Below are 25,605 nucleotides of genomic sequence, written 5' to 3'. Positions count from 1 at the left end.
AGTGGTTTAAGTCGCACGCCTGGAAAGCGTGTTTAGGGTAATACCCTAACGGGGGTTCGAATCCCCCCCTCTCCGCCAGAATCGACAAAAACTGCCCTGGCGGTTTTTTTATTGCTCCGGCCCGACCGGCGCAAACAAGCAAGACACCTCCGGAGAGGTGGATGAGTGGTTTAAGTCGCACGCCTGGAAAGCGTGTTTAGGGTAATACCCTAACGGGGGTTCGAATCCCCCCCTCTCCGCCAAAGCAAGCAAAAAAGCCCTGACTGCATAGTCAGGGCTTTTTCGCGTCCGGCATGCCTCAATCCAGCGCCTGGAAATCCTCGGTTCGCTCCGCCCAGGCGAAAATGGCGCTCAATTCCGGCGGCGGCGCGGTCAGCTTGCGCAGCGTCAGGTCTATCCAGGAGCCGCTGACTTCGTGACGCGCGGCCAGGCGGCCGTCCTCCTTGTAAATCTCGTGGCGGATGCAAAAGCGCTTGCCGTCCTGGCTCAGGCCGGCGATGGCCAGGCGCACGTGAATGCGCTCGCTCAGCCGCAGTTCCTTGAAATACTCGGTCCACTCCTTGAAAATGACCGGGCCGAACCCCAGCGCCTGAAATTGTTCAAAGCCAAAGCCTTGGCCGCGCAGCCATTCTATGCGGGCATGGGTACAGAAATCGGCGTAGGCGGTATGGCGGACGTGCTGGTTAGCGTCGCAGTCGGACCAGCGCACTTCCAGCGGATGGCAAAACGGTTCCAAACCAATCTCCTCGGGCGGCAGCGGTTAGCGTGAAGGCGGGGCGGTTCATGATCTTGGCATTGCCCGCGCGCGGGGGTCAAGCGCTTTGCCGCAAGCCTGCTTGGGCTCAAGCGGCGACGCGGAAAGCCGGCCGCTTGTTCTATGCGGCCCCGCGCATCGAGAAACCGCGCGATCCGCTTGAATGGCGCGCCCACGCCGCGTCGCCGTCCCGCGGCGTCGCACGGTTCCGAAGTCGGTTCCAGCCGCAGGCGAGGCGCCTTCATGCGCGGTTTGTAGTGTAAAGTTGTCGATATTAAGCATTGGCGCGCGCGGCGTTTGTCCATCTCCGGCTCGCGGCTTCTCGGCGGGAGGGTTCAGATGCAAGCGTGGTTTCGACGAGCCCTGTGCGCGGGCCTGCTGGCCGTTGCGGCGCAGGCGGCCGATGCGGCTCCGGCCCTGCTCATCGCCGTGGAGGACGATTGGCCGCCGTATTCGGCGCGCGGCGCCGACGGCGCCGCGCAGGGGCTGGCGCCGCAACTGGCGCGCGAGGCGTTCCGCCGCCGGGGCGTCGAGGTCCGCTTTGTGCTGGTGCCGTTTGCGCGCTGCCTGATGCTGGCGCGCGTCGGCCGCGCCGACGGCTGCCTCAGCGCCACCATTACCGATGATAATCGCGAGCAATTCTGGTGGCATCAAACGCCGATGTTCACCGAAGAACTGGCCATCTTCGCGCTCGCCGCCGGCGGAGCCGGGTTGGGCCTGCGCGATTTGGCCGGCCGCAGGGTGGGCATCACCCAGGATTACACCTATCCCAGCGTTTTCATGCGCGATCCCAAGATCGTCAAATCGGTGGCTCACTCGGATGAGGACCTGATTCGCATGCTGTTGGCCCGGCGCGTGGACTATGTGTTGATGAACGCGCGCCCCGGACAATTGCGCATCCGCGGCAACCCGTTCGCGGCCGGGCGGGTCCGGCAGGCGGGGCGGATCAGCCAGGATGGTTTCTGGCTGGCCTTCTCCAAGGCGCGGCCCAAGGGCAGGGCGTACGCGGACCAGTTCGAGGCCGGCCTGCGCGCCATGCGCGGCGACGGCAGTTACGAGCGCATGCTTCGCCGCTTTCAGCCTGCGCCGTCGGCGAAATGAGGGCGGCGCGGCGGGCAAGCCGGAGGCCGGCCGCGGCGGCGTCCACGCCGCGCATTTGATTCGCATTCACAACTCTTCACATCGTTTTCCCGCGAATTTACCCGCAATTTACAAAAACGCCGATTTTTAAAAAACACCCTTCACAAGCGGCTGTTTTAATAAGGCACTGCTAAGCCATCCCTAATAAGGCACGGCCCGCGCCTCGCGGGACCGTCCGCGTCTTTGTCGACAAGGCTGCTTGCTTGCGCCCTGGGTTTGCCCGCCATTCCCGAATACCCGCTCATATGGAGAAATAATAATGCGCTATCCGTCGCGGCAGCTATTGTCGCTTGCCCTGCTATTGTCTACGCCGGTCTGGCTGGCCGCTTGCGGCTCGCCGCAGCAAAAGGCCGCCGCCGTCCCGCAAGTCACCGTGGAAACCGCCGCGCCCGGCGATGTGCCGATGACCATGGAACTGGTGGGCGAAACCGCCGGTTACCGCGATATCGAGGTGCGCGCCCGCGTGGGGGGCATTCTGCTCAAGCGCACTTATGTGGAAGGCCAGCCGGTGAAGCAGGGACAGACGTTGTTCCAGATCGACCCCGCGCCGTATCAGGCGCAGCTGGAACAGGCCAAGGGCGCGCAGGCGGTGCAGTTGGCCGCGCTGCAAAAAGCCGACGCCGATCTGACGCGCATCCGCCCGCTGTACCAGGAGCAGGCGGTGTCCAAAATGGATTACGACAACGCGGTGGCGGCGCTGAACTCCGTCAAGGCGGCCAAGCAGTCCGCCGACGCCAAGGTCAAGGAAGCCCAGCTCAATCTGGACTACACCCGCGTCACCGCGCCGATTCCGGGCCTGACCAGCAAGCAGGTGCAATCCGAAGGCAGCCTGATCCGCGTGGACGCCGCCGAGCCGCTGACCACCATTTCCCAGCTCAATCCCATCTACGTCAATTTCTCCATTTCCGAGCAGGACAGCCTCAATTACGAACACAGCCTGTCCACCGGCAAAGTGAGCGCGGAAGACGGCAGCCGCCATCCGGTGCGGATCCGTCTGGCGGACGGCCGCGTCTTTCCGCAAAGCGGCAAGCTGGATTTCCGCGACAACCGCGTGGATCCCAAGACCGGCACCATCAGCGCGCGCGCGCAATTTCCCAATGAAGACGAGCGTCTGCTGCCCGGGCAATTCGTGCGCGTGATGCTGGATCTGGGCGTGCGCAAGAACGTGCTGACCGTGCCGGAACAGGCCGTTGTCCAGGCCCAGGCGGACAATCAGCTGATGGTGGTGGGCGCGGACAACAAGGTGCAGGCCAGAATGGTCAAGCTGGGCGCTCAGGTGGGCGGCCGGGTGGTGATCGAATCCGGCCTCAAGGCTGGAGAGAAGGTGATTGTGGACGGCCTGATGCAGGCCCGCCCCGGCGCCGTGGTCAAGCCGGTGGCCGCCGCGCCGGCCAAGGCGTGAGGAGCTAGCCATGTTTTCGCGTTTCTTCATCAACCGCCCCATTTTCGCCAGCGTACTGTCCATCGTCATCGTGCTGGCCGGCCTGGCGGCGATGCGCGCGCTGCCGGTGGAGCAGTACCCGCAGATCGTTCCAGCCGTGGTGTCGGTGTCGGCCAACTATCCGGGCGCCACGCCGGAAACCATCGCCCAGACCGTGGCCGCGCCCTTGGAGCAGCAGCTCAACGGCGTGGAAAACATGCTTTACATGCAATCCAGCGCCGCCTCCAACGGCCAGCTCAGCCTCAATGTCTATTTCGCCGTGGGCACGGATCCGGACCAGGCCACCATCGACGTCAACAACCGGGTGCAGGCGGCGATGAAGCAACTGCCGGACGAGGTGCAGCGCCAGGGCGTCACCGTGCGCAAGAAGTCCACCTCGGTGCTCAGCGTGATCTCCATCGGCTCGCCCACCGGCCAGTACGACCGCAACTATCTGTCCAATTTCGCCCTGCTCAATGTGATGGATGAGCTCAAGCGCATTCCCGGCGTGGGCGACGTGGCGATGATGGGCGGCACCGACTACGCGATGCGGCTGTGGCTGCGGCCGGACCGCATGGCCCAGCTGGGCCTGACCCCGTCCGACGTGGCCAAGGCGGTGCGCGAGCAGAACGCCCAGTTCGCCGCCGGCAAGATCGGCGCCCAGCCCACCAGCGCGCCCATCAGCTTCACCTACACCGTCAACGCCAAGGGCCGGCTCAGCGAACCCAAGGAGTTTGAGAACATCATCGTGCGCTCGATGCCGGACGGCTCCAAGATCCGCGTCAAGGATGTGGCGCGAGTGGAGATGGGCGGCAACGACTACGATGTGATCGGCACCCGCAACGGCAAGCCCAGCGTGGGCATCACCACCTATCTGCAACCCAGCGCCAACGCGCTCAAGGTGTCCGCCGCCATCGCCGCCAAGATGGAGGAGCTCAAGGTCCGCTTCCCGGCCGGCGTGGACTACACCATTCCCTTCGACACCACCAAATTCGTCAAAGTCTCCATCGACGGCGTGGTGGAAACCCTGCTGGAAGCCACCGTGCTGGTGTTTCTGGTGGTGTATTTGTTCCTGCAGAATTTCCGCGCCACGCTGATTCCCTGCATCGCGGTGCCGGTGTCGCTGGTCGGCACCTTCGCCGGCATGCTGCTCTTGGGCTTCTCCATCAATCTGCTGACCCTGTTCGGCATGGTGCTGGCCATCGGCATCGTGGTGGACGACGCCATCGTGGTGCTGGAAAACGTCGAACGCATCATGAGCGAACGCCGCTGCGGCGCCAAGGAAGCCGCGGTGCTGGCGATGGGCGAGGTGTCCGGCGCGCTGGTGGCCATCGTGCTGGTCTTGTGCGCGGTCTTCCTGCCGGTGGCCTTCATGGGCGGCATGACCGGGGTGATGTACAAGCAGTTCGCCGTCACCATCGCCATGTCGGTGATCATTTCCGGCATTGTCGCGCTGACGCTGACCCCGGCCTTGTGCGCCTTGCTGCTCAAGCCCGGCCATCACCAGCCGCCGCGCTTTTTCCAGTGGTTCAACCGCGCTTTCGAACGCCTGACCGGCCGCTACGTGCTGGGCGTGTTGTTTCTCAACCGCCGTGTCGGCGTCGCCTTCGGCCTGATCGCCGTCGTGCTGGCCGCCACCGTCGGCCTGTATCAGAAAGTGCCGGGCTCGCTGGTGCCCAATGAGGACATGGGCACGCTGTTCGCCAGCACCGCCTTGCCGGACGCGGCGGCGCTGACCCGCACCACCAAGGCCACGGCGGAGTTCGACCGGCTGATGATGGCCAACCCCAATGTGGAAAGCGTCACCACCTTCACCGGCTTCGACATCCTGTCCGGCTCCAAGCAGACCAACCGCGGCACCAGCTTCGTCACCCTCAAGGATTGGGACCAGCGCAAGGCCAAGGGCGAGGATTCCTTCTCCGTGGCCGCCGAGTTCAACCGCCTGGGCCGCACCGTGCAAGCCGGCGTGATGAGCGCCTTCAACCCGGCGCCCATCATCGGCATGTCCACCACCGGCGGCCTGGAAGCCTATCTGCAGGACCGCGGCGACCAGGGCGCGCAAAAGCTCAGCCAGGCGGCGGAGAAACTGCTGGCCGCGGCGCGGCAGCGTCCGGAGTTCGCCAGCGTGGCCACCACTTTCCGCGCCAATGTGCCGCAGAAATACCTGGACCTGGACCGTGAAAAGACCAAGGCGCTGGGCGTGGACATCAACCAGGTGTTCGACACCCTGCAAGCCACCTTTGGCCAGCTCTACGTCAACGACTTCAACAAGTTCGGCCGCACCTACAAGGTGCAGCTGCAGTCCGAGGCGGATTTCCGCGCACGCCCGGAGGACATCGCCAATATCTATGTGCGCTCCAACGAGGGCGTGATGGTGCCGCTGTCCAGCCTGGTGGAGGTCAAATCCAGCTACGGGCCGGAACTGGTGGACCGCTTCAACATCTTCAACGCCGCCAAGATCCTGGCCCAGCCTGCGCCCGGCATCAGCTCCGGCCAGGCGATCCAGGCGCTGGAAGAGGTGACCCGGCAAGTATTGGGCAACGATTACGCGCTGGCCTGGAGCGGCAGCGCCTATCAGGAGAAGCTGGCCGGCGGCACCGCCGCCACCGCTTTCTTGTTCGGCATCCTGATGGTGTTCCTGATCCTGGCGGCGCAATACGAGCGCTGGAGCCTGCCGCTGGCGGTGGTGACCTCGGTGCCTTTCGCGCTGTTCGGCGCCTTGCTCGCCGCCGTCATCGGCCAGCAGGACAATAACGTCTACTTCCAGATCGGCGTGGTCACCCTGGTGGGTTTGGCCGCCAAGAACGCGATTCTGATCGTGGAGTTCGCCGTCCAGCAGCGTCAGCAGGGCCTGCCGCTGATGGACGCCGCGCTGGAAGCGGCGCGGCTGCGTTTCCGCCCCATCGTGATGACCTCGCTGGCCTTCATCCTGGGGTGCGTGCCGCTGGTGATTTCCAGCGGCGCGGGCTCCGCCAGCCGCCGCGCGCTGGGCACCCCGGTGGTGGGCGGCATGCTGGCCGCCACCTTTATCGCCACTTTCTTCGTGCCGCTGTTTTTCCGGCTGATCATGCAGGCGTCGGAGCGGCGCAAAAAGCCGGTTGCGGCGGAGGAGGCCGACCATGTTTAAATGCGCGCTGATTCCCTCATTGGCGGCGCTGGCGCTGACCGCTTGCGCGGTCGGCCCCGACTACAGCCGCCCCAAACTGGAGCTGCCGGACAGCGCCCAGACCCAGAGCCCGGCCATCGCCATGGACTGGTGGAAGCAGTTCAACGACCCGGTGCTGGATCAGCTGATCGCCGAGGCCCTGGAACACAACCAGGACCTGGCCGCCGCCGCCGCCCGCGTCGACGAAGCCGCCGCCCAGGCCGGCATCGCCCGCGCCCAGTTGCTGCCGGCGCTGAACGCCAACGCCGGCTACCAGCGCGGCCGCACCTCGACCGCGACGACGACTCCGGGCGCGCCGCTGGTCAGCGACGCGCGCAACGCCAAGCTCACCGCGTCCTGGGAACTGGACCTGTGGGGCAAGCTGCGCCGCGGCAACGAGGCGGCGCGCGCCGACTTCGCCGCCAGCCGCTTCGCCCGCGACAGCTCCACGCTGGCGATCGCCGCGCAGACCGCGCAAACCTATTTCCAGCTGCGCGCCTACGACGCCCAGCTGGACATCGCCAAGCGCACGCTGCAAAGCCGCGAGGAGTCGCTGAAGCTGCAGACCAAGCGCTTCAAGGGCGGCCTGATCTCCGAGCTGGACCAGCAGCAGGCCGAGGCCGAAGCGGCCTCCGCCCGCGCCAAGGTGCCGCAGATCGCCAGCGCGCTGGAACAGACCGAAAGCGCGCTGGGCGTGCTGCTCGGCCACTCGCCCAAGCAGCTGGTGGCCGGCGGCATCCACCGCGGCCAAAGCCTGGACGCGCTGTCCGCGCCGCCGGAAGTGCCGGCCGGCCTGTCCTCCAGCCTGCTGGAGCGGCGGCCGGACATCGCCGCCAGCGAGCAGCAGTTGATCGCGGCCAACGCCCGCATCGGCGTGGCGCGCGCGGCCTACTTCCCCAGCATCAGCCTGAGCGGGGCGCTGGGTTCGCAAAGCCTGTCGCTGGACACCCTGTTCACCGGCCCGACGCGGACCTGGAGCTTTGTCGGCAACCTGGCGGCGCCGGTGTTCAACTTCGGCCAGACCGGCTACGCGGTGGACGCGGCCAGCGCGCGGCAGAAGCAGGCGCTGGCGCAGTATCAGAAGACGGTGCAGAGCGCGTTCAAGGACGCGCTGGACGCCTTGTCCGGCTACGGAGCGGCGCGGGAGATCCAGGCGGCGCAGACCACGCAGTTCCAGGCCTTGAACAAATCGCTGCGGCTGGCCAATCTGCGTTACGACAACGGCTACGCCAGCTATCTGGACGTGCTGGACGCGCAGCGCAACAGCTTCCAGGCGGAACTGGGCCTGGTCAGCGCCAAGCTGGACCAGCTGAATGCGGTGGTGGGCCTGTACAAGGCGCTGGGCGGCGGCTGGGAAGCCCCGGCCAGGTCCTGATCCGCAACGTGCAAAGACAAACCCCGCCTTGGCGGGGTTTTTTCATGCTTGGCCTGGGCGCTGGCCGGCGGTCTTGAGTGAATTAAAAACAACATTGGCATATCTGTCAGTGGTGATGTCCGGACCCGCTGCTTACCATGCGCTGCGTTTCGACGTCCCACCCCGCGCGAGGAGCCATGGGCACCATCACTCACTCAGACACCCTATATCCGCACTTGTTGACCATGGCCGGGCGCGAGCGCCTGGTGGATGAAGCCTATCAAGTGCACGACGCCGTTTTCAGCGGCATGGACCGGGCGGCCTTCCGCAAGATGGTGTTGCCGGAGTCCGAGCACAGCAGCATCCTGCTGCATCGCGGCGAACACGGTCAGGCGGTGGGCTATTGCGCCGTCCACCTGTTCCAGCGCCGCGCGGCGGGGCGCGAAGTCAAGGTTTTGCGCGGGCAGGCGGGGCTGCTCAAAGACTACCGCGGCCGCAACAGCAATATGCCTTTCCTGGCCGGCTGCATGTTGCGCTACTGGCTGCGCAGCCCGTGGCGGCCCATGTATTTCCTGGGCGCGATGATCCATCCGTCCAGCTTCATCCAGATGCACAAGTACGCCGCCGGCATGTGGCCCAGCCCGGAGCGGGGCATGGAGCAGCCGCTGGCGCGGCTGGCGGCGGAGTTGTGCGGCAGTTTCGGCATGGCGGCGCCCGCGGCGGAGCGCCCCTTTGTGGTGAAGCTGGGCATTTTGACCCGGGACAGCCAGACCGACCGCCAATTCTGGCTGCAGCACCCGCGCCCGGCGGCGCGCTATTTTGTCGAGCACAACCCGGACTACCATGAGGGCCACGGCTTGCTGGCCATGGCCGAGCTGTCGCCGACGGCCATTCTGAACGGCGTGTGGCGTTATCTGCGAGACAGGCGGCGCGCGGCCGCGGAGCGGTCGAGGCTCTAGGCCGGCTTGCTTTTGCCGCCGCCGGCATTGAGCGCGACGGCGGCCAGAATCAGCGCCTTGAACGCCTCCGCGTCCACTTCCTCGCCCTCGCGGATATCGATCGCCCGCCTGGCCTTGCCGCCTAGGCTGGCGTTGAACAATTGGGCCGGGTCCGGTAGCGCCGCGCCTTTGATGAAGGTCAGTTTAACGACGGAAGTGTAAGACTCGCCGGTGCAGAGGATGCCCCGCAAAGACCAGACCGGGGTGCCCATCCATTTCCATTCTTCGATCACGTCCGGGGCGGCTTCCCGGATCAGCCGCCGCATCCGCGCCAAGGCCGCGCCGCGCCAGTCGCCGAGTTCGGCGATTCTGCGGTCTATCAGGACGGAGGCCGGCGCGCGCTCGGCCGTGGAGGAGGGCTTCATGCCGGGCTCAGATCCGGACGCCGACAATCACGTGGGAGGCCTTGAAGAAGGCGACGATGGCTTTGCCGACGGCCAGGCCAAGGTCGTCCGCGCTCTCCTGGGTGACGATGGCCACCAGGGCGTCGCCGCCGTTGAGACGGATTTCGACCTCGGCATTGACCGCGCCCGGACGCAGCGCGGACACCCGGCCTTCCAGGCGGTTGCGGGTGGAGAGCTTGATGCCGGCTTCGGGATTGGCCAGGATCACCCAGGGGGCCTTGATGATGGCCAGCGCGTCGCAGCCCACGGTCAGGCCCAGGTTGGCGGTGCTGCGCTGGGTGATGACGGCGGTGATCACCTCGCCGCCCGGCAGGGTGAGGTCGATCTCGTCGTTGACCGCTCCGGGATGGATGGCGGTGACTTTGCCGGCGAACTGATTACGGGCGCTGGTGAGCATCGGATGTCCTTGATGTCGGATGGGTGGGGGCGTCATTGGCGATGTGCGGACAGTATATGCGGAAGCGGGCGGCGCGTTGGCAGCTATTTCGGCCTAAGGTTCGTTCAAGGTCTCGCCTGGGCCCGCAAGACCGCGAACGGCCCCTGCTCAGCGTCTATCGCCGGCCGGCGGCGTCCGCGAGCGCGAACTCAAGCGCGGCTTCGACATGAATCCGGGTGGTGTCGAACACCGGCACCGGCACGTCGGCCTGGCTCAACAGCAGCGGAAGCTCGGTGCAGCCGAAGACGATGCCTTCGGCGCCGCGTGCTATCAACTGCCGGATCACCTCCAGATAAGCGGCCTTGGTGGCCGGCGACGCCACGCCGCGGCCCAGCTCGTCGCGCAGGGTGCGCTGAATGAAATCGCGGGTGTGCTGAGCCTCCGGGATCAAGGTCTCAATGCCGTTTTGCCGCATCTTGTCCCGGAAAAACGGCAGCTCCATGGTGAATTGAGTGCCGAGCAGGCCGATGGTCCGCAGCCGCTGCTTGGCGACTTCCCGCGCCGTAGCGGCGGCGATATGGATGATGGGGAGGCCCGCTGCCGTTTCCAGGCTCTCGGCCACGACGTGCGCGGTATTGGCGCACAGCACGATGGCCTCGGCCCCGGCGGCTTTCAAATGCAGGCAGCCTTTGAGCAACAGCGCATGGGTGTGCTCCCAGTCGTTCCAGCCGCGTTGCTGGATATCGTTGAAATTCAGCGAGTAGACGACGCACTCGGCAAAATTGAGGCCGCCCAGTTCCGCGTTGACTCCTTCGTTCAGATAGCGATAGTAATCCAGCGTCGATACCCAACTGATGCCGCCCAGCAGGCCGAGTTTTTTCATATTGGCTCGTTTCGTAATTGGGAATGCGGAGTGAGGTCCTTTATGCCGCAGCACAGCCCATGATGCGCTTTGGCACCGATGAGCCTTGGGGGCACGCGATGCCTACTTAGCGAGTTTCAATCGACGATGAACAGCTTGGCCCCGGTTTCGGTATGGGACAGATGCGGCTCGGCGTCGTCGGCCACCTGGTAGCTGAGGCCGGGCTTCAGGGTGAAGCTGCGGCCGTCCGCCAGCGTGGTATGCAGCTCCCCCTCCAGACACAGCAGGATGTGGCCTTTGACGCACCAGTGGTCGGCGCGGTAGCCCGGCGTGTATTCCACCATGCGGACGCGGATGTCGCCGAAATGGCGGGTGCGCCAATAGGCGCAGCCGGTTTCGCCGGCATGCTGGGTGGGCTCCAGCGCGGACCAATCGCTGATTCCAAACGGGAGGTCGGATATATTCATGGGCGGCTCCTCTGCAAGGGCTCTAAGAACGTGTTTACGATCTCGCGAGCAAGAGCGAGACAAGGCGAAAACCGCTGAGAAAGCGGAATGTACGCGTGGTACATGAGCATTTCGAAGCGGGCACTCATCGCACAATGTCTCTACCGATGCGCAGCAGATCGTAAACAGCTTCTAAGCGTTTGACCATTGTCGCTCATGCCGCCCAGGCGGCGATAGCGCTTTCACGGTTGGGCCAATCGCGCATGCGCCAGCTCCGCCAGCTTGTCCAGCCGCATGCCGGTTTCCTCGCGTCGGCCGGCCTGGACCAACTGTTCAATTTCCGCGCACAACTGCGCCACCGGCGCTTGTCCCGCCATGGCGAAAGCCCCCTTGGTGGCGTGCAATTGCTGCATCAACACTTGCTGGTCCATCCGTTCCAGCGCCTGCCGCATCAGCTGGATGGAGTGGTCCAGCGCGCTCAATAGTTCTGCGCGCCGGGCGGCGGGCAAGGGCGCGGCGGGGCCGGCTGGCGGGCGAACGCTGGCCGGGCGCAGCGCCAGGTGTTTGCGGATCACGCCGTCCAGCTCCTCCAGGGTAAAGGGCTTGAGCATGAGCTCGTCTATGCCGGCCTGCGCGCAGAGCGGCAGTTCAGTGTTGCCGGCCTGCGCGGTGATGGCGACGATGGGCGCGGAGAAGCCGTTGTCGCGCAGGGCCTGGGCCAGACTGTAGCCGCTGATGTCCGGCATGCTCAGATCAGTCAGCACCAAGGCGTAATCCTGGCGGGTGGCCAGCGCCAAGGCGGCGGCCCCGTTGGCGGCGATGTCCGCCTGGTGGCCCAGTTCGCGGAGCTGGTCCTGGATCAGCGCCCTGATCGCCGGATGGTCGTCCACCACCAGGATGCGGGCCGCAGCCGCGGCCGGGACCGACGGGGCGGCTAGCGGCTTGGTCAGGGGTGCGGCGGCGCAGGGCGGCAAGGGCAGGGTGACGACGAAGGTGCTGCCCACTCCGGGGGTGGAGGTGAATTCGATGGTTCCCGCCTGCAACTCCGCCAACTTCTTGCATAGCGACAGGCCCAGGCCGGTGCCGCCGAAGCGGCGGGTGATGGAAGCGTCCGCCTGGGAGAATTCGGTGAACACCTGGTCGTGGTATTCGGCGGGGATGCCCACGCCGCTGTCGCTCACGCCGATGATCACCGGCGAGTCGGCGCGGCCGTCGTCATGCAGATAGATCTCCAGCTGCACCTCGCCGCTTATGGTGAATTTGATGGCGTTGCCGAGCAGGTTCAGCATGATTTGCCGGACGCGGCCCGGGTCGCCCAGATAAGCCGGCGCCAATTGCGCGTCTATCATGCAGGAGAATTCCAGGCCCTTGGCGCGGGCCAGCGGCTCCATGCTGGCCGTGGCCTCATGGCCGAGCGCGGCCAGATCGAAGGGGATGCTTTCCACGCTCATCAGCCCAGCCTCCACCTTGGACAGGTCCAGGATGTCGTTGATGATGGCCAGCAAGGCCTGGGACGAATGATTGGCTACCGCCAGGCGCTGTTGTTGCGGCGCGGCCAGCCGGGCGCGGCCGAGCAAATCCAGGCTGCTGACGATGGCGTGCAGCGGGGTGCGGATTTCATGGCTGACCATGGCCAGGAAGGACGACTTCGCCTGGCTGGCCGCTTCCGCGGTTTGGCGCGCGCTTTCCAGCTGGCGCTCCAGCGCCTTGCGCGCGGTGATGTCCACCACATTGCACAGCAGAACCCGGATGCCCTGGTAGCGCGTGGCTATCGTGGTGCTGTGCAGCTCCATGGCGTTGCCATCGGCCAGCGTAAACCGGATGTCCCGGTGGCAAGGCGTGGTGCCGAGCGGGGACGCGGTCTGGTGGGTGTCCAGCAATTGCAGGTGCAGCGGTGGGCGGGTGATGGAACCCCGTCGCGCCCACTGCCGCATCACTTCGTTTTCCAGCAGCACGGCGCCGTCGGCGATGGACAACAGCGTCAGGCCGGAGGGCGCGGTGTCCACCATGATGCGGTTCAGGTTCTCGCTTTCGAAAATGCGCTGGGCGCTGCTGAAGGCGGGTTTGAAGATCTTGCGATCCAGCAACAGAGTGAAGGTCCATAAGCAAGCCAAGGCAAGCAGTAGCGTGCTGAGATCAATGATCAGCGGCAGCCTTAGGTCTTTCAGCAAACCATACCAGGGGAATACCTGGATATGGTTCCAGTCCAGGGTGGGCAGGTGGGCGCGCAGGATGAACAGGCCGTCGCGGTACTGGAGATCAGACACCGCGTCGTTGATTGCGGGCAACTTCATGGCGCGGAGCCTTGCGATTAGCTTCGAGCCTTGCTGTGCTTGCTGGCCAAAGCTGATGTGAAGCGGCCCCATTGGACTGGCGAGCAAGGTGGTTTCATCGCGGAGGTCCGGCCGCCAGGTATTCAGCAAAGTGTCGATGCGGATATCTCTGACGAATACGGCGACAGGCGCGCCGCCAACCACGGCGACTTGCGCCAAGCGGATAGCGGGGCGGCGGGTTAACGGCGCGGCGGCGGCCAGCCAGGCTGACTGACGGCCGGCTTGGCCGTCGGCGGCCGTTGGATGGGGCATATTGGTGAAAGCCCTTTGCCAGAGTGTTTCTTTGCTGCCTAGCTGGGCTGGCTCCTCAGAGGAGAAGCTGGGGGAGATAATCGCCAGAAACCGCTGGTCCGGGCTATACAGATAAACGGTTACCGATTTCCTCAATTCACAATCGCCGCTGCACATCGCGCTGGTGACATGTTCTGTCAGAGCCAGATAGGGCTCGAAACGGGGGGCCGGGTAGGGGGTGGAGAGCTTGCCCAAGACCATTGTCGTAGGATGGGCTGGGGAGGCTTGCAGCCAAGCTTCACCGTTGTGCGAGGTGAATTGGCGCAGCAGCGCCGGGCTGGCTTTGGGCAGCGTCTTCCACGCCGCCTCGGCCTGGCTGACCTGATGGTGAAGATCGATTGCATGCCCTCGTAGCAGTACCTTCAGTGCTGTATTTTCTGCATCAAACATTCGGTGTCGGTCCGCCAGCATTTCCTTGCCGGCTAGCCAGAGCGACAACATGGTTAGGAGCAGCAGGATCAGCGACATGGCGACAGCCCCGCCAAACAAAGTGACGCGCTGGATGCGCCGCAAGCGGCTGAGCGGCTGGCTTTGAGGGGAGGGCGAGCTTGTGGTGAGCATGCGGTTTTCGGTGGGAGGTTTGGCTAGGTTGTTGACCATTTTCAGGATATTTGCTTAGCTATAAAAGTAGGTTATCTAGAAAAAATTATTTAGATTTCGTGAGAGCGACATGGTGACAGCGGAAATAAAAGTCTTCTTGGTGGATGACCATCCTTCGGTGCTCAGTGGCTTGGAGCACGCCTTGCAAGGACAGCGCTCCATCCAGGTGGCGGGTAAGGCCAATAGCGCCACCGCTCTGTGGGACATGCTGGCCAGCCAGCCTTGCGACGTGCTGGTGTCCGATTACTCCATGCCGGGCTGCGAGTCTAGCGACGGCGTGGCCATGTTCGAGCGCTTGCGCCGCCTATACCCGGAACTGGGCATCGTGGTGCTCACCATGATGGACAACGCGCTGGTGGTGCGCTCGCTGCGCGGCCTGGGCATTCACTGCATCCTGAGCAAATCGGACGCCACCGAACACCTGCTGCCGGCCTTGTACGCCGCCAGAGCCAAAACGCCGTACTTCTCACCTGCGGTGGAGCGCCTGCTGGAGGCCGACCACCTGGCCCAGCCCGCCGCCAAGCGCACGCTGACCGCGCGTGAAGCCGAAGTGGTGCGGCTCTTCGTCGCCGGCCTGACGGTGAACGACATCGCGGCCAAACTCAAGCGTAGCAAGCAAACCATCAGCACCCAGAAAGCCAGCGCCATGCGCAAACTGGGCGCGGAGCGCGACGCGGACCTGCTGCTGCTGCTCAAGTCCTAATACCTTCCTTTTCTCCCGGCGGCCCTTTCTTGGTGCCGCTCCCCCGCCGCGGGTTCCCGCGCATCCTGCGTGTCTGCTAACGCATAGGCCGGCCAGTATAGTCGTTTTAACGTGTGTTCCCCGCCGCGCGGCGTGCATTTCGTACTGGTCAAATATCCCCCCGCACCGAGCATGGCTAAGCTGCCGGATTGGATTTTGCCTGGGTCTGAAAGACGGCAGGCAGGCGAGCATGGCGCTTATATTGAACTGGGGGCACTGTTGATGGCGGGTGGCGTTTCAAAGTCTGGCGTGCGCATGGGCACGTTTAAAAAAATACTGGCCTTGTTGGCCGCCGTTTTGCTGGCGCTGAGCTTATGGGAAGTGGCGCAGCGATACTTCATCCTCAGCCCCTCGTATCAAACCGGCAAAACCCCGCAAGATTACGGGGTGACTTACCAGGAAACCTGGCTGCCGGTTGCCAAGGCGGAGGGCGGCGGCCTGGTGCATGCGTGGTGGCTGCCGGCCGAATCGCCCGCCGCGCCGGCGGTGCTGTTTCTGCACGGCAACGACAGCACCTTGCACACCGATATCGATTTGATTCTCAGCCTGCGCCGGCTGGGCCTGGCGGTGATGGCGATCGATTACCGCGGCTATGGCGGCGGCGCATGGTTCTTGCCATCCGAGCGTTCGGTCTACGCCGACGCCAGGGCCGCCTGGCAAGCGTTCAAGAAGCTGTCGCCGGAGGCGTCCAAGCATCTGGTGTACGGCCACTCCCTGGGCGGTGCCATCGCCATGGACATGGCCGCGGTGTCGCTGGGTGTGGACGGGGTGATTATCGACGGCGGTTTCTTGTCCGTCGCGGACATCGCCAAATCCTATATCGCCCCATGGTTGCCGTTTGACGCGCTGATCCGCCATAACTTCTCCTCCTATTCCAAATTGCCGGCCATTGCCGCGCCGAAACTATTCATCCATTGCTCCGGCGACGAAGTGGTACCGATGGCATTGGGTGAACGCCTTTATCAACTCAGTCCGCAGCCTAAATTCAAGTTGTTTATGCGGGGTGGTGATCATGATGCTTGTTATCGACGCGGTCGGTTTTTATGGGCGGAATCTATAAGATTTATGGTTGAAAATGATTGATTTTTTATTGTTTTTATTGGTGGGTGATGTCGTTTTCTTGTGTGGGTTTTAATGGGGTGCAATGGTGTTTTGGTGGATTGGGTTTGGGGGGGTGTGTTTGCTATTCTGAGCTGGTTTCGTACTGGTCATATGTTTTTATTGGTAATGTGTGATTACAATATGGTTTCCTAGTAACGGTTTTATTAATTTGGTGAACTGAGATGAGAGCAACTGTAAAATTAATTTTCTTAACTGGTGTGTTGTATTTTGGAGGGGTAACTGGCGCTTCTGGTGGTGCATTAGTTAATGGCCAGTTTAGCGTGAAAGGTTCTATTAAGCCAGTGGCGTGTAAGGTGGTGTTTGCAGCGGGAGGGGAATTTGACTATGAAGTAATTGATAGCCGAGCTGTGGCAGCGAGTACAAGTAAAGCTTACGTCACTACTCATAGTAAGAAGCAGCCATTTTCCATAGATTGTGGCAGTGCTACGAGAGTAAGCGTTAAATTTGTTGATGGTCAATCTTCAACTGTAAATTCTGTTCTCAATCCAGAGAGATTCAGCAGGGGTGAGTGTTTTGGGTTGGGGAAGACATCTAAGGGAGAAAATTTCGGATATCATCGTTTTACCTTGGTGGATGAATCGTTAAAGGTTTTTAATGAAAAAGATGGTGTGGTAGATGGTGTAAAGTATGGAGTGTCTGATGATGGAAAGAGTGGTTGGGGGGGTGAAAGGGATGGTGGCAGCAGTTATGTGAGTCAGAAATTATATTATACCCCACTGGACAAGAACAATGTTCCTGTTTCTTTTAAGAAATTTCAAGGCGCCATTAACAATACTATTTCGATTGATAAAAATTTGAAGATTGGCGATCAAGAAGATTTTTTTGGTTTGGTAACTATGGAGTTGAATTATATTTAATGGATGTGCTTGACTTTATGTTGAAGATTGTTTGAAGGGTGTGGGTTTGTATTTGGCGCCTGTTGCGCTAAATGTTTATGATCCCTCCTCATTAAGAGGAGGGATCTTGATTTTTGGGTGATTGCTATGCTTGTGAATGTAATGGGTTGGGGGGGGGTTCTGTTTTTTGGGATGTTAATGTCGATTGGTGCCAAGGCTGATGGGATGCTGCCAGAGACAACAATAGTGTCACTGAATGAAGCGGATGGAAGTGGCTCGATGTTGTTGAAAAACACGGAAGACCGACCGCTGCTCTTGTATTCAAAGATTGAAAACCTGTCGGAGGATGGCGATGAGGAAGCGCTGGTGATGCTAACGCCGCCGGTGACGAGGGTAGAGGCGGGTAAGTCCCAGCAGGTGCGTTTTATGTTGCTAAATAAGCACTCATTGCAAACTCAGCGTCTGAAGCGGGTGGTTTTTGAAGGCATTCCGCAGAAATCGGGGAGTGGTAGTTTGAAGGTGAGGGTTGCAGTTCGCCAAGTTTTGCCATTGCTGATCCACCCCAAGGGTTTGCCGGTAAATCGTGAGCCATGGAAATTGTTGAAGTGGTCCTTGAGCGATGGGCAACTGACATTGGCTAATGACAGCCCTTATGTGGTGCGGATGGCGCAAGTGGTGAATCTTCAGCCGCAGGGTACTGTAGTGCAGCTGGGGCGCAGTTATGTGTTGCCGGGGCAAACGCTGTCGTTCCCGGTTACGGATACCGAGGTCGAGGCAGTCAGGTTGTACCCGGCTACTCTGTACGGCTTTAGCGTGGACAGCTATGACGCGCCCTTGACGACCAAGGCCGGCTAAATGGCGGTTGGACAAGAACCCCTGGTGCAAAACAGGTGTGGAGAGGCGTGGGCTAATGTCCGGCTGCCGGCAAGATCCTGGAAACGCCGGCCGCTGGCGGCGGCCCTGCTGTTAGCGCTGGGCACGACGCTGGCGCTGGACGTTGAAGCGGCGGATGAGGCGATGTTCGACGCCGATGTCTTGCGCGCGCGCGGCCTGGACCCGGCCTTGGCCGAGTACTTTCGCGGCAAGCCGCGCTTTGCCGAGGGGCGTCAGCAAGTGAGCTTGTCGCTCAATGGCGAGGCGTTGGGCGAGGTGGAGGTGGAGTTCGACGCGCAAGGCCAGCTGTGCTTTAGCCCTGCATTGTTGGAGCGAGCGCGGCTGCAAGGTCCGCCGCCGGATGAGGCGGAGGGCGTCTCGGTGGCGCCGGGCTGTTACGACTTTGTCGGCGCTTGGCCGCGGACCCAGGTACAGCTAAACCCCAATCTGAACCGGGTGGCTTTGTTGGTGCCCACCGCGGCCATCCTGCCGCAGCCGCAAGAAGAGATCCAGCTGGAAAGCGGCGGCGTCGGCGGCATGCTGAACTACGACCTCAGCGCGAGCAGCTATCAGGGCCTGGGCGGCGGCAGCCGCAGCTTGTCGCTGGACACCGAGGCCGGCGTCAACGTCGGCGACTGGATTGTGCGCAGCCGCCAGTTCTACTACGCCAATAACGGCCAGGGGCAGTTCAGCGATCTGGGCGCTTACGCCCAACGCTCCTTCGTCTCCCAGCGCGCGCGCCTGCAGCTGGGGGTGATCAATGTCGACAGTCCGCTGTTTGCCGCCGGTCAGTTGCTGGGCGCGCAATGGACGCCGGAGAGCGGCCTGGAGCAGGGCGGCCCCGGCGCGCGGGTGGAGGGCATCGCCAATAGCGTGGCGCGGGTGGAAGTGCGGCAGGCGGGGGTGTTGATCCATGTCGCGCAAGTGCCGGCGGGGCCGTTCTCTTTTGACCATATCCGCCTCAACAACCGCCATGTCGATCTGGAAGTGACGGTGGTGGAAAGCGATGGCGGCGAGCGGCGCTTCACCGTGCCGGCGGCAAGCCTGGGCTTGGATGCGGCCGCGCCGCTGGGCTATTCGCTGGCCATGGGCCGTTTGCGCGACTATGCCGACGACGGCGAGGCCCCCTTGCTGTTGACCGGCTCCGGCAGTTGGGCGCTGGGACAACGGGCGCAAGGGACGCTGGGTGCGCTCGGCACGCCGCAATACCAGGCCCTGGGCCTGGGGGTGGATGTTGGCCTGAGCGCCGACACCAGCTTGAGTGCGCGCGGCGTGAGTTCCCATGCGCGGGAAGAGGGCGTGTTCGGCCATCAATCCAACTGGGCGATGAGCACGCGGATGAGCGAGGCGCTGAGCGCGTCCTTGTCGGCCTCGTTTCAATCCGAGGGCTACCGCGATCTGGGCGAGGCGACGACGGCTTATGGCCGAGAACAGGCCGGCGAAGCGCGCAAGCGCCGCACCCGTGCCCAGTATTCCGCCTCCCTGGGCTGGAGCCATCAGCGCGCCGGCAGCTTCCGGCTGTCCTATTCCACCAGTCATAGCTTTGACGGGCATGTCAGCAGCCGTTGGCTGGGCAGCTGGGGCCGCTCCTTCAAGCGGATGTCGCTGAATCTGAACGTGGAGAACGGCCGCAACTCCTTTGACGGCCGTCGCTATCAAGCCTGGTATCTGAATCTGAGCCTGCCGCTGGAAAAACGCCGCATCAACAGCACCGTGCGCAGCAGCGGCGGCGACACCAGCCTGAATACCTCGGTCAGTGAAACCGTCAACGAGTATTGGGGCTATCAGCTGAGCGCGGAACAGAGCCGCCGCGGCACTGGGGTGAGCGCCAATGTCAACGTGCAACCGCGTTACGTCAGCGCCCGGCTGGGCATGGGACAGAACTATGCCGGCCGCCATTTTTCCGCCGGGCTGAGCGGCGGCCTGGTGTTCCACCGCGACGGCGTTACCGCGTCACCGGCGCAGATCCAGGACAGTTTCGGCGTGTTGTCCACCGGCAAGGTGTCCGGGGTGCGGGTCAACACGCCGGGCGGCGCGGTGTGGACTGACGCCGGCGGCCGCGCGGTGATCCCCAACTTGACGGCTTACGACGTCAGCCGCTTGGAAGTGGACGTGAAGAGCTTGCCGCGCACGGTGGAGCTGAAAAACGGCTACAAGGAGCTGAAAGTCAGCCGCGGCGCGGTGCGTCATGTCGAATTCGACGTGTTCCAGACCCGCCGTGTGCTGCTGGAGGTCAAGGACGGCATGGGCCAGCCGCTGAGCGCCGGCGGGTCGGTGCTGACGGCGGACAATCGTTTCGTCACCAGCGTGGTGGAAGGCGGCAAGGTCTTCCTCGACAATGCCGAGCCGGGGCAGGCGCTAACCGTGACCACGGCCAACGGCAACCGTTGTCAGCTGGATTTCGCGCTGCCGGAAACGGTGGACGAGCAGGTGTTTTACGAGCAGCTGGACGCGGTTTGCCGGGCGGAAGAGTGAGAGAGGAGCAAGGAATGAAGTCGATGATTAAGCGGGCAACGGTCGGTCTGGCCGGCCTGCTCTTGTGCCAGGCCGTGTTGGCCGACAACTGCGTGATGCGCTTGAGCGGAGAGCAACTGGATTATGGCGTGTTGAACAAGGGCCCGTCTGAGCGGTCCCAAGCCGGGATGCTGGCCTTGGGCAAGCGGCGGATGACGTTGAGCATCCAATGCGAGGCGCCAAGCGCCATCCGGCTGCGGCTGGAGGCGGAGCCGGCCGCCAAGGGCATGGCGCTGTGGAACGGCAAGGGCCATTACCGGATGAGCATGGGCGCGGCGCAACTGGACGGCCAGCCGGTGCTGCTGGCCGCCGTGCGCACCGAGCAGGCGGCGCTGGAGCCTGCCGCGGCGGAGGTGGCCGTGGACGCCGAACATAGAATATGGGCGGTGGCGGACGGCAAGCCGGCGCGCGGCAAGCTGTTCTCCGCGCAAATCTGGGTGGACGCGCAGGTGGCGGCCGATGCGCTGCGCGCTCGCGATGTGGAGCATTTGAACAGCGGCGGGCGCTTGCTGCTGGAAGACGCCGGCTAAGGGTTGGAAGGACTCGCCGTATCCTCGGCGAGATTTCGCAGTTAAACCACCTACGATTGAGGCACTACATGAACATCTTGCTATTGTCGGCATTCCCCGCCGAATCCGCCCACCTGTCGCAACAGCTGTCCGCGACCTGGTCGCCGGACCCCATGCTCGGCGCCTTGTCCTGTCGCAGCCTTAGACACAATCTCCACCAGCTTTACCTGGCGGAAACCGGCGTGGGCACGGAAGACGCCGCCTTGACCACGCTGGCGGTGCTGCAGCAGCGCGAGATTGACCTGGTCTTGTTTTTGGGGACCTCGGGCGCGGTGGGGGATGGCTGGGAGATCGGCGATGTCGTCGCCGGCAGCAAGGTCGTGCAGATGGATCTTTACGGCATCGACAAGATCCTGAAAGGCACGCCGTTTGAATCCTGCCTGTTTAACAGCAATACGCATGCTCAGCTGGAAACGGAATGGGATGCTGCCCCCTATTGGTTGGCGAAGCTGACAGCCCTGCCTGGGGTGAAGCCGGGGCTGATCTTCAGCAGCAACCAGTTCCCGGTGCCCGCCGACAAGTTTCCCGCGATGCTGGAGCTGGGCCGCGGCGTGATTGAGATGGAGTCCTCCGGCGTGATGCGCGCCGCCCGCCGGCTAGGCTCCACGCCGGTGCTGGTGCTGCGGGCGGTCAGCAATATCATTGACGGCCAAGGGCGGGATAAGGGCACGCCCGAGCATGGCATTGCATTGTGTGCGGAGCGGCTGTCCGCCGCGGTGCTGAAGCTGCTGTCCGCCATTTGAATCCTTCCAAGAACCTGTTCAAAGTCCTGCTTTGGCTCGCCGGGCTTTGAACAGGCTCTTTAAAACACCCCATTCCGCTTCCCGTCTGTCCAGGCGGTCTTTGGCTTGACGCTCCGCCCCCGTCTCAGTACTCTTTGCCTCGCGCTGCGCCAAATAACGCCGCGCCGGGCAGGCAAGCCTATTAATTCCATTGTTCGCAGACCAGCAGAGTCCGCCAGGACCCCGTACGTCTGTTGCCACGCACTTGCATCTGAGCAGGGCGTGGCAGGGAGCTCCTCTGGAGCTGCCGGTCTTAACAATGGAACCGGTCTTGCCACCTTGTCACGCTCCTGCTCGTATCCGAGCAGGCTTCCAAAGCTGACTTGGAGACTGCAATGACTCCTCCTGATTTTTCCCCCACGTTTGCCAAACCACCCCCGGCCACTTGCCAAGAACGCCAGTACTTGCTGTCCCAAACCGCGTTTGCTTGCGCGCAGGCCCTGAATTGCTTCACTGTATTGCGTTCCGCGCTCATGGCGATCCAAGCCAAGCGCAGTGGCAGCGAACCGTCCCATCTGCAGTTGTTGGCGCGCCTCTCGCTTGAGGTGCTGGAAGATTGCGCCGCCCGCCTGCAAACCCTTTATATCGAAACCGATGAGGCGCTCAAGACCGCGCCGCCAGCGCCGGCCCATTCGGAGGCCGCCGCCGCGCCGTGCTTGAAGCCGGACGCCGCCCGGTAAACCGAGGCGGCCCGCGCCTGCGCGCGGGTTTCACATCTTCACGGAGAGTTCACTTTAGTCATCGTAATGTAGTCGGGAGATCGTCATGTCGGAACATCATGAGTTTGGGGCGCGCCGCAGCCGGGCGTCGGTGGAGAAACCGCAGGGGAGAGATGCCCGCCGCGTCAACGCCGGGGAGGGCGCGGAATGAAAGCGACCGTGATGCAGTTGCATCGGGATTTGCAATTGGGCAGAACCAGCAGCGTGGAGCTGACGGAGCAGGCGCTGACCGCCATCGCCGGCCATAGGGTGGCAGGAGGCGCGGCTTTTATCCATGTGGACGCCCAAGCCGCGTTGGCCGCCGCCCGGCAGATCGACGCCGTCGGTCTCTATCCCACGCCGCTGGCGGGCCTTCCCCTATCGGTCAAAGACCTATTCGACGTCCAGGGCCAGATCACCACCGCCGGCTCCGTGGTGCGGAAGCAAAATCCGCCGGTGCAGCAGGATGCAACTGTGGTGGCGAAGCTGCGCGCGGCCGGCGCGGTGCTGCTGGGACGCACCAATATGAGCGAGTTCGCTTGCTCCAGCCTGGGCTTGAATCCGCATTACGGCACCCCGCGCAATCCCGGCGATCCGGAACGCGTGGCGGGAGGGTCCAGTTCCGGCGCGGCCGTCAGCGTGGCCCTGGGCATGAGCGTTGCCGCGCTGGGCTCGGACACCGGCGGCTCGGCGCGCATTCCCGCGGCCTTTTGCGGCCTGGTCGGTTTCAAGGCCACGGCGAAGCGGGTGCCGATGCAGGGCTGTCTGCCTTTGTCGCCGTCGCTGGATTCCATCGGAACGCTGGGACGCTCGGTTTCTTGCTGCGCCATCCTGGACGCGGTGCTCAGCAGCGGCTGGACGCCCTCTCATGCGCGCGGCCAGCCCCCTGACGTGAAAAAACGCCGACTTTACGTGACCGAAGACTATCTTGCCGAGCATCTGGACCCCGCCGTGGCCCAGGCTTTTGACGAGGCTTTGGCGCGTTTGTCCCAGGCAGGCGCCCGCATCATACGTTTCGATTTCCCCGAGCTTGGCTGGATTGCGGACATGGACGCCCAGGGCGGGCTGGCGGCGGCCGAGGCCTGGCACGGGCATGGCGAGCGGCTGGAGAGCGAGGACGGCGCTTACTACGACCCGCGCGTGGTCCGACATCTGCGGCAGGGGGCCGGCCAGAGCGCGGTCAGGTATCTGGAGCTGCTGGAGCGTCGCCGCACGCTGCAAGCCGTCGCCGCGCATCGCCTGTCCATGGCCGACGCCTGGTTGATGCCCACGGTGGCGATTCTGCCGCCCAGGCTGGCGGAGCTGGACGACGACGAGGACTACGGCCGTTTGGACCGGCTGGCTCAGCGCAACAGCGCTGTGGCCAATTTGCTGGACGGCTGCGCGCTCAGCCTGCCGCTGACGGCTCAGATCGGTTTGAGCGTGTGCGGGCTGCATGGCCGCGATACCCATACCCTGAAAATCGCCGCCGGCATTGAGCGCGTGTTGGAGTGTTGAACCGGACCGGTTCAAGGTCTGGCGCGCGAGAGGGAGACAAGGCGAAAACGGCTGAAGAAGCGGAGTGCGCAAGTGGGGCATGAGCGTTCTGAAGCCGGCACTCATCATGCAATGTGGCAGACGTTGAACAGGTTCATTAAGGAGAACGGTGATGAAAGGCCAATTACCCATGATGGAGCAACTGAAGCTGTTGAACCAGGATTTGCTCGACGCCCAGCCGGATCAGCACGCGCTGTTTCATCTTGGCCGACAGATGGCTTTGCAGTGCGCGGAGATGGACGCCTGCCTGTTGCAGGGCTTGATGGAGATCCGCTCAGCCCATGTCGGTTTGCAAGCCATCCTGACCGTGCTGCAACGCCGCGACGAACCCTTGCTGTTCAGCAGCGAGGAGGCGGCGGCCTTGCTGGAGCCGGTGCAGCAGCGGCTGGGTCAGGGCTTGAACGTTCTTAACCGCCTGGTTTGAGCCCCGCCGCGGCGATGTGTGCGCAAAAGCGCGTCAGGGCCGGTTTTTCGTACTGGTCAGATATTTTTTGACGGCGGGCTTGCGCATACTTGCCTCATCTTGTGCGGCGCCCTGCCGCATAGGGTCTCACGCCGATCCCCCGGTGTTGAGCTGCCTAGTGTCTATTGCAAACCCATTATGTTTGCCTCCCTCTCCCTGCGTGGAGAGGGATATTTTTTTAACCGGAATCCCGCTCCGGCCTGTCGGCACGAGCTGATCGCGCCGTTTGCGAGCCATCTGCTAGGAGAAAGCATGAACTTCAATATGAATGTCGCCCAGTTCCAGCACAAATTGGCCGAAATGGAGGAGGAAAACCTCATGCTGCGCTTGCAGCTGGATGTTTTTCGCGATGAGTTGTTCAAGAAGTACGAGTCGTTCCTTGATGAAAGATTGACTACGGAAATGGAGAAAAAACTGAGCCTGGACGTGCGCAAGGCAGAGGCGGACATACGCCAAAAAATGCAGGAAGAGGTCAAGTTGTTGAAGGAAGAGTTGCAGCGTCTGCGCTCTCCAGAGACGACGAGTGTCACGCTGAATAAGGCGGAAAAGACAGCCGAGGTGCCGACTTTGCTGGTCACGGCCTGAGTCTGAACTGGTTGGCTGGTGACGGAGTCCATATGAGCGGAGTTTTCATGAGAACATTTTTGCTATTGTGCTGGTTTTTGTTGGCCTTGGGTGCGGCGCAAGCCCAGATCGTGGTGGGCAAGGATTATCTGGTGCTGCCTAAGCCGCATCCAGTGTCCAGCGGCGACAAGATCGAGGTGGCCGAGTTTTTCTCTTATCCATGTCGACATTGTTACGCTCAGGACACAACGGTATCCGCCTGGCTGAAGACCCAGCCGGCGGATGTGCGCGTGGTGCGCAAGCATGTGGTGTGGGGCAAGCCGATGGAAGGGTATGCGCGAGTGTTCGCCACTTTGAACGTGTCCGGCCTGACGGACCGTTTGCATGGCGCGGCGTTCCGCGCGGTGCAGCACGACAAGATCAATTTGGGCAGCGAGGCGGAGTTTGAGAAGTGGCTGCGCCGCCAGCCGGGCGTGGACGCGGCCAAGACCATGGCGGTGTATCGCTCCTTCGCGGTCAAGGCCCAGGTGGAGGCCATCGCCAAGTTTACCAAGGACTACCGGATTTTCAGCACGCCGATGCTGGTGGTGGACGGCAAGTACGCGATTGCCGCGGCTCCGCCGGAGCGGACCCGGGAAGTGTTGGACGCGCTGCTGGCCAAGGTGAGGGCGCAAAGAAACGGCCAGGTCTGAATGTTTCGACAAGCGGTTCATTGCCGCATCGCCACGCGCGGCGGGCATTGAGCCGCTTCTTGAGAACACGCCGCCGCCTTATCGGGCGGCC

At 63.0% G+C, this 25,605-nt stretch carries 23 protein-coding genes and 2 tRNA genes (1 of these 25 running past the window's edge); 19 read left to right on the top strand and 6 right to left on the bottom strand.

Annotated features, from left to right (window positions below):
- Together QUG03_RS20555 and QUG03_RS20550 are read left to right on the top strand one after the other, a co-directional pair.
- Nucleotides 1-78: transfer RNA gene (locus tag QUG03_RS20555), tRNA-Ser, on the top strand (it extends 113 nt beyond the left edge of the window).
- Between the two features lie 73 nt (nt 79-151).
- Nucleotides 152-242: transfer RNA gene (locus QUG03_RS20550), tRNA-Ser, on the top strand.
- A 56-nt stretch (nt 243-298) separates the two neighbouring features.
- On the opposite strand, the gene QUG03_RS20545 is transcribed toward QUG03_RS20550, so the two are convergent.
- The gene (locus QUG03_RS20545) at nt 299-736 is read right to left on the bottom strand and encodes an acyl-CoA thioesterase (protein ID WP_158274317.1); all 438 of its coding nucleotides are present in this window, start codon (nt 734-736) and stop codon (nt 299-301) included.
- A gap of 357 nt (nt 737-1,093) precedes the next feature.
- On the opposite strand from QUG03_RS20545, the gene QUG03_RS20540 reads away from it, so the two are divergent.
- The 5 genes from QUG03_RS20540 to QUG03_RS20520 all read left to right on the top strand — a co-directional run bounded on the left by QUG03_RS20540 (nt 1,094) and on the right by QUG03_RS20520 (nt 8,772).
- Nucleotides 1,094-1,855, top strand: coding sequence for a substrate-binding periplasmic protein (locus tag QUG03_RS20540; protein WP_107800167.1), 762 nt, complete (start codon nt 1,094-1,096; stop codon nt 1,853-1,855).
- 298 nt (nt 1,856-2,153) lie between these two features.
- On the top strand, nt 2,154-3,296 hold the full coding sequence (locus QUG03_RS20535; RefSeq protein WP_107800166.1) for an efflux RND transporter periplasmic adaptor subunit: 1,143 nt from the start codon (nt 2,154-2,156) through the stop codon (nt 3,294-3,296).
- Nucleotides 3,297-3,306: 10 nt separating this feature from the next.
- Nucleotides 3,307-6,441, top strand: a complete 3,135-nt coding sequence (locus QUG03_RS20530; RefSeq protein WP_500820843.1) for an efflux RND transporter permease subunit — start codon at nt 3,307-3,309, stop codon at nt 6,439-6,441.
- Nucleotides 6,434-7,834, top strand: a complete 1,401-nt coding sequence (locus QUG03_RS20525; RefSeq protein ID WP_500820842.1) for an efflux transporter outer membrane subunit — start codon at nt 6,434-6,436, stop codon at nt 7,832-7,834. Before QUG03_RS20530 ends, QUG03_RS20525 begins: the two co-directional genes overlap by 8 nt.
- 176 nt (nt 7,835-8,010) lie before the next feature.
- Nucleotides 8,011-8,772, top strand: coding sequence for a hypothetical protein (locus tag QUG03_RS20520; RefSeq protein WP_227103939.1), 762 nt, complete (start codon nt 8,011-8,013; stop codon nt 8,770-8,772).
- Here QUG03_RS20520 and QUG03_RS20515 read toward each other — a convergent pair.
- The 5 genes from QUG03_RS20515 to QUG03_RS20495 form a co-directional block, all read right to left on the bottom strand.
- The gene (locus QUG03_RS20515) at nt 8,769-9,176 is read right to left on the bottom strand and encodes a DUF1801 domain-containing protein (protein ID WP_500820841.1); all 408 of its coding nucleotides are present in this window, start codon (nt 9,174-9,176) and stop codon (nt 8,769-8,771) included. The two genes, QUG03_RS20520 and QUG03_RS20515, sit on opposite strands and share 4 nt — an antisense overlap.
- 7 nt (nt 9,177-9,183) lie before the next feature.
- Nucleotides 9,184-9,612 (bottom strand): TOBE domain-containing protein, encoded by a 429-nt coding sequence (locus QUG03_RS20510; RefSeq protein WP_107799160.1) that lies wholly within the window; start codon nt 9,610-9,612, stop codon nt 9,184-9,186.
- Nucleotides 9,613-9,766: 154 nt separating this feature from the next.
- A complete protein-coding gene (locus QUG03_RS20505; RefSeq protein ID WP_500820840.1) occupies nt 9,767-10,474 on the bottom strand; it encodes an aspartate/glutamate racemase family protein in 708 nt (235 codons plus the stop codon).
- Nucleotides 10,475-10,590: 116 nt separating this feature from the next.
- Nucleotides 10,591-10,920 (bottom strand): DHCW motif cupin fold protein, encoded by a 330-nt coding sequence (locus tag QUG03_RS20500; protein WP_205467638.1) that lies wholly within the window; start codon nt 10,918-10,920, stop codon nt 10,591-10,593.
- A 221-nt stretch (nt 10,921-11,141) separates the two neighbouring features.
- Nucleotides 11,142-13,193, bottom strand: coding sequence for an ATP-binding protein (locus QUG03_RS20495; protein ID WP_500820839.1), 2,052 nt, complete (start codon nt 13,191-13,193; stop codon nt 11,142-11,144).
- A gap of 1,030 nt (nt 13,194-14,223) precedes the next feature.
- On the opposite strand from QUG03_RS20495, the gene QUG03_RS20490 reads away from it, so the two are divergent.
- From QUG03_RS20490 to QUG03_RS20435, 12 genes are all read left to right on the top strand, one after another.
- Nucleotides 14,224-14,826, top strand: coding sequence for a response regulator (locus QUG03_RS20490; protein ID WP_474456145.1), 603 nt, complete (start codon nt 14,224-14,226; stop codon nt 14,824-14,826).
- Nucleotides 14,827-14,997: 171 nt separating this feature from the next.
- A complete protein-coding gene (locus QUG03_RS20485; RefSeq protein WP_500820838.1) occupies nt 14,998-15,948 on the top strand; it encodes an alpha/beta hydrolase in 951 nt (316 codons plus the stop codon).
- A gap of 200 nt (nt 15,949-16,148) precedes the next feature.
- On the top strand, nt 16,149-16,844 hold the full coding sequence (locus QUG03_RS20480) for a DUF1120 domain-containing protein (protein ID WP_500820837.1): 696 nt from the start codon (nt 16,149-16,151) through the stop codon (nt 16,842-16,844).
- A gap of 126 nt (nt 16,845-16,970) precedes the next feature.
- A complete protein-coding gene (locus QUG03_RS20475) occupies nt 16,971-17,678 on the top strand; it encodes a fimbria/pilus chaperone family protein (RefSeq protein ID WP_500820836.1) in 708 nt (235 codons plus the stop codon).
- 24 nt (nt 17,679-17,702) lie between these two features.
- A complete protein-coding gene (locus QUG03_RS20470) occupies nt 17,703-20,171 on the top strand; it encodes a fimbria/pilus outer membrane usher protein (protein WP_500820835.1) in 2,469 nt (822 codons plus the stop codon).
- Nucleotides 20,172-20,185: 14 nt separating this feature from the next.
- Nucleotides 20,186-20,740 carry a DUF1120 domain-containing protein gene (locus QUG03_RS20465; RefSeq protein WP_500820834.1) on the top strand — a complete coding sequence of 185 codons (555 nt, stop codon included), beginning with the start codon at nt 20,186-20,188 and terminating at the stop codon, nt 20,738-20,740.
- 68 nt (nt 20,741-20,808) lie between these two features.
- Nucleotides 20,809-21,522 (top strand): 5'-methylthioadenosine/S-adenosylhomocysteine nucleosidase family protein, encoded by a 714-nt coding sequence (locus QUG03_RS20460; RefSeq protein ID WP_500820833.1) that lies wholly within the window; start codon nt 20,809-20,811, stop codon nt 21,520-21,522.
- Between the two features lie 512 nt (nt 21,523-22,034).
- On the top strand, nt 22,035-22,241 hold the full coding sequence (locus QUG03_RS20455) for a hypothetical protein (RefSeq protein ID WP_500820832.1): 207 nt from the start codon (nt 22,035-22,037) through the stop codon (nt 22,239-22,241).
- Between the two features lie 186 nt (nt 22,242-22,427).
- Complete coding sequence (locus QUG03_RS20450; RefSeq protein ID WP_474456153.1) at nt 22,428-23,756, top strand: amidase; 1,329 nt, start codon at nt 22,428-22,430, stop codon at nt 23,754-23,756.
- A gap of 151 nt (nt 23,757-23,907) precedes the next feature.
- Nucleotides 23,908-24,219: a DUF1484 family protein gene (locus tag QUG03_RS20445; RefSeq protein ID WP_474456154.1), complete on the top strand. Its 312-nt coding sequence runs from the start codon at nt 23,908-23,910 to the stop codon at nt 24,217-24,219.
- A gap of 291 nt (nt 24,220-24,510) precedes the next feature.
- Nucleotides 24,511-24,843 (top strand): hypothetical protein, encoded by a 333-nt coding sequence (locus tag QUG03_RS20440; protein ID WP_500820831.1) that lies wholly within the window; start codon nt 24,511-24,513, stop codon nt 24,841-24,843.
- A 47-nt stretch (nt 24,844-24,890) separates the two neighbouring features.
- Nucleotides 24,891-25,514, top strand: a complete 624-nt coding sequence (locus QUG03_RS20435) for a thiol:disulfide interchange protein DsbA/DsbL (RefSeq protein WP_500820830.1) — start codon at nt 24,891-24,893, stop codon at nt 25,512-25,514.
- Nucleotides 25,515-25,605: the final 91 nt, after the last annotated feature.

It is taken from the genome of Chromobacterium sp. CCUG 30098, from assembly GCF_059916605.1.
Note: the sequence above shows the minus strand (reverse complement) of the source record. Positions and strands in the feature narration are given on the sequence as shown.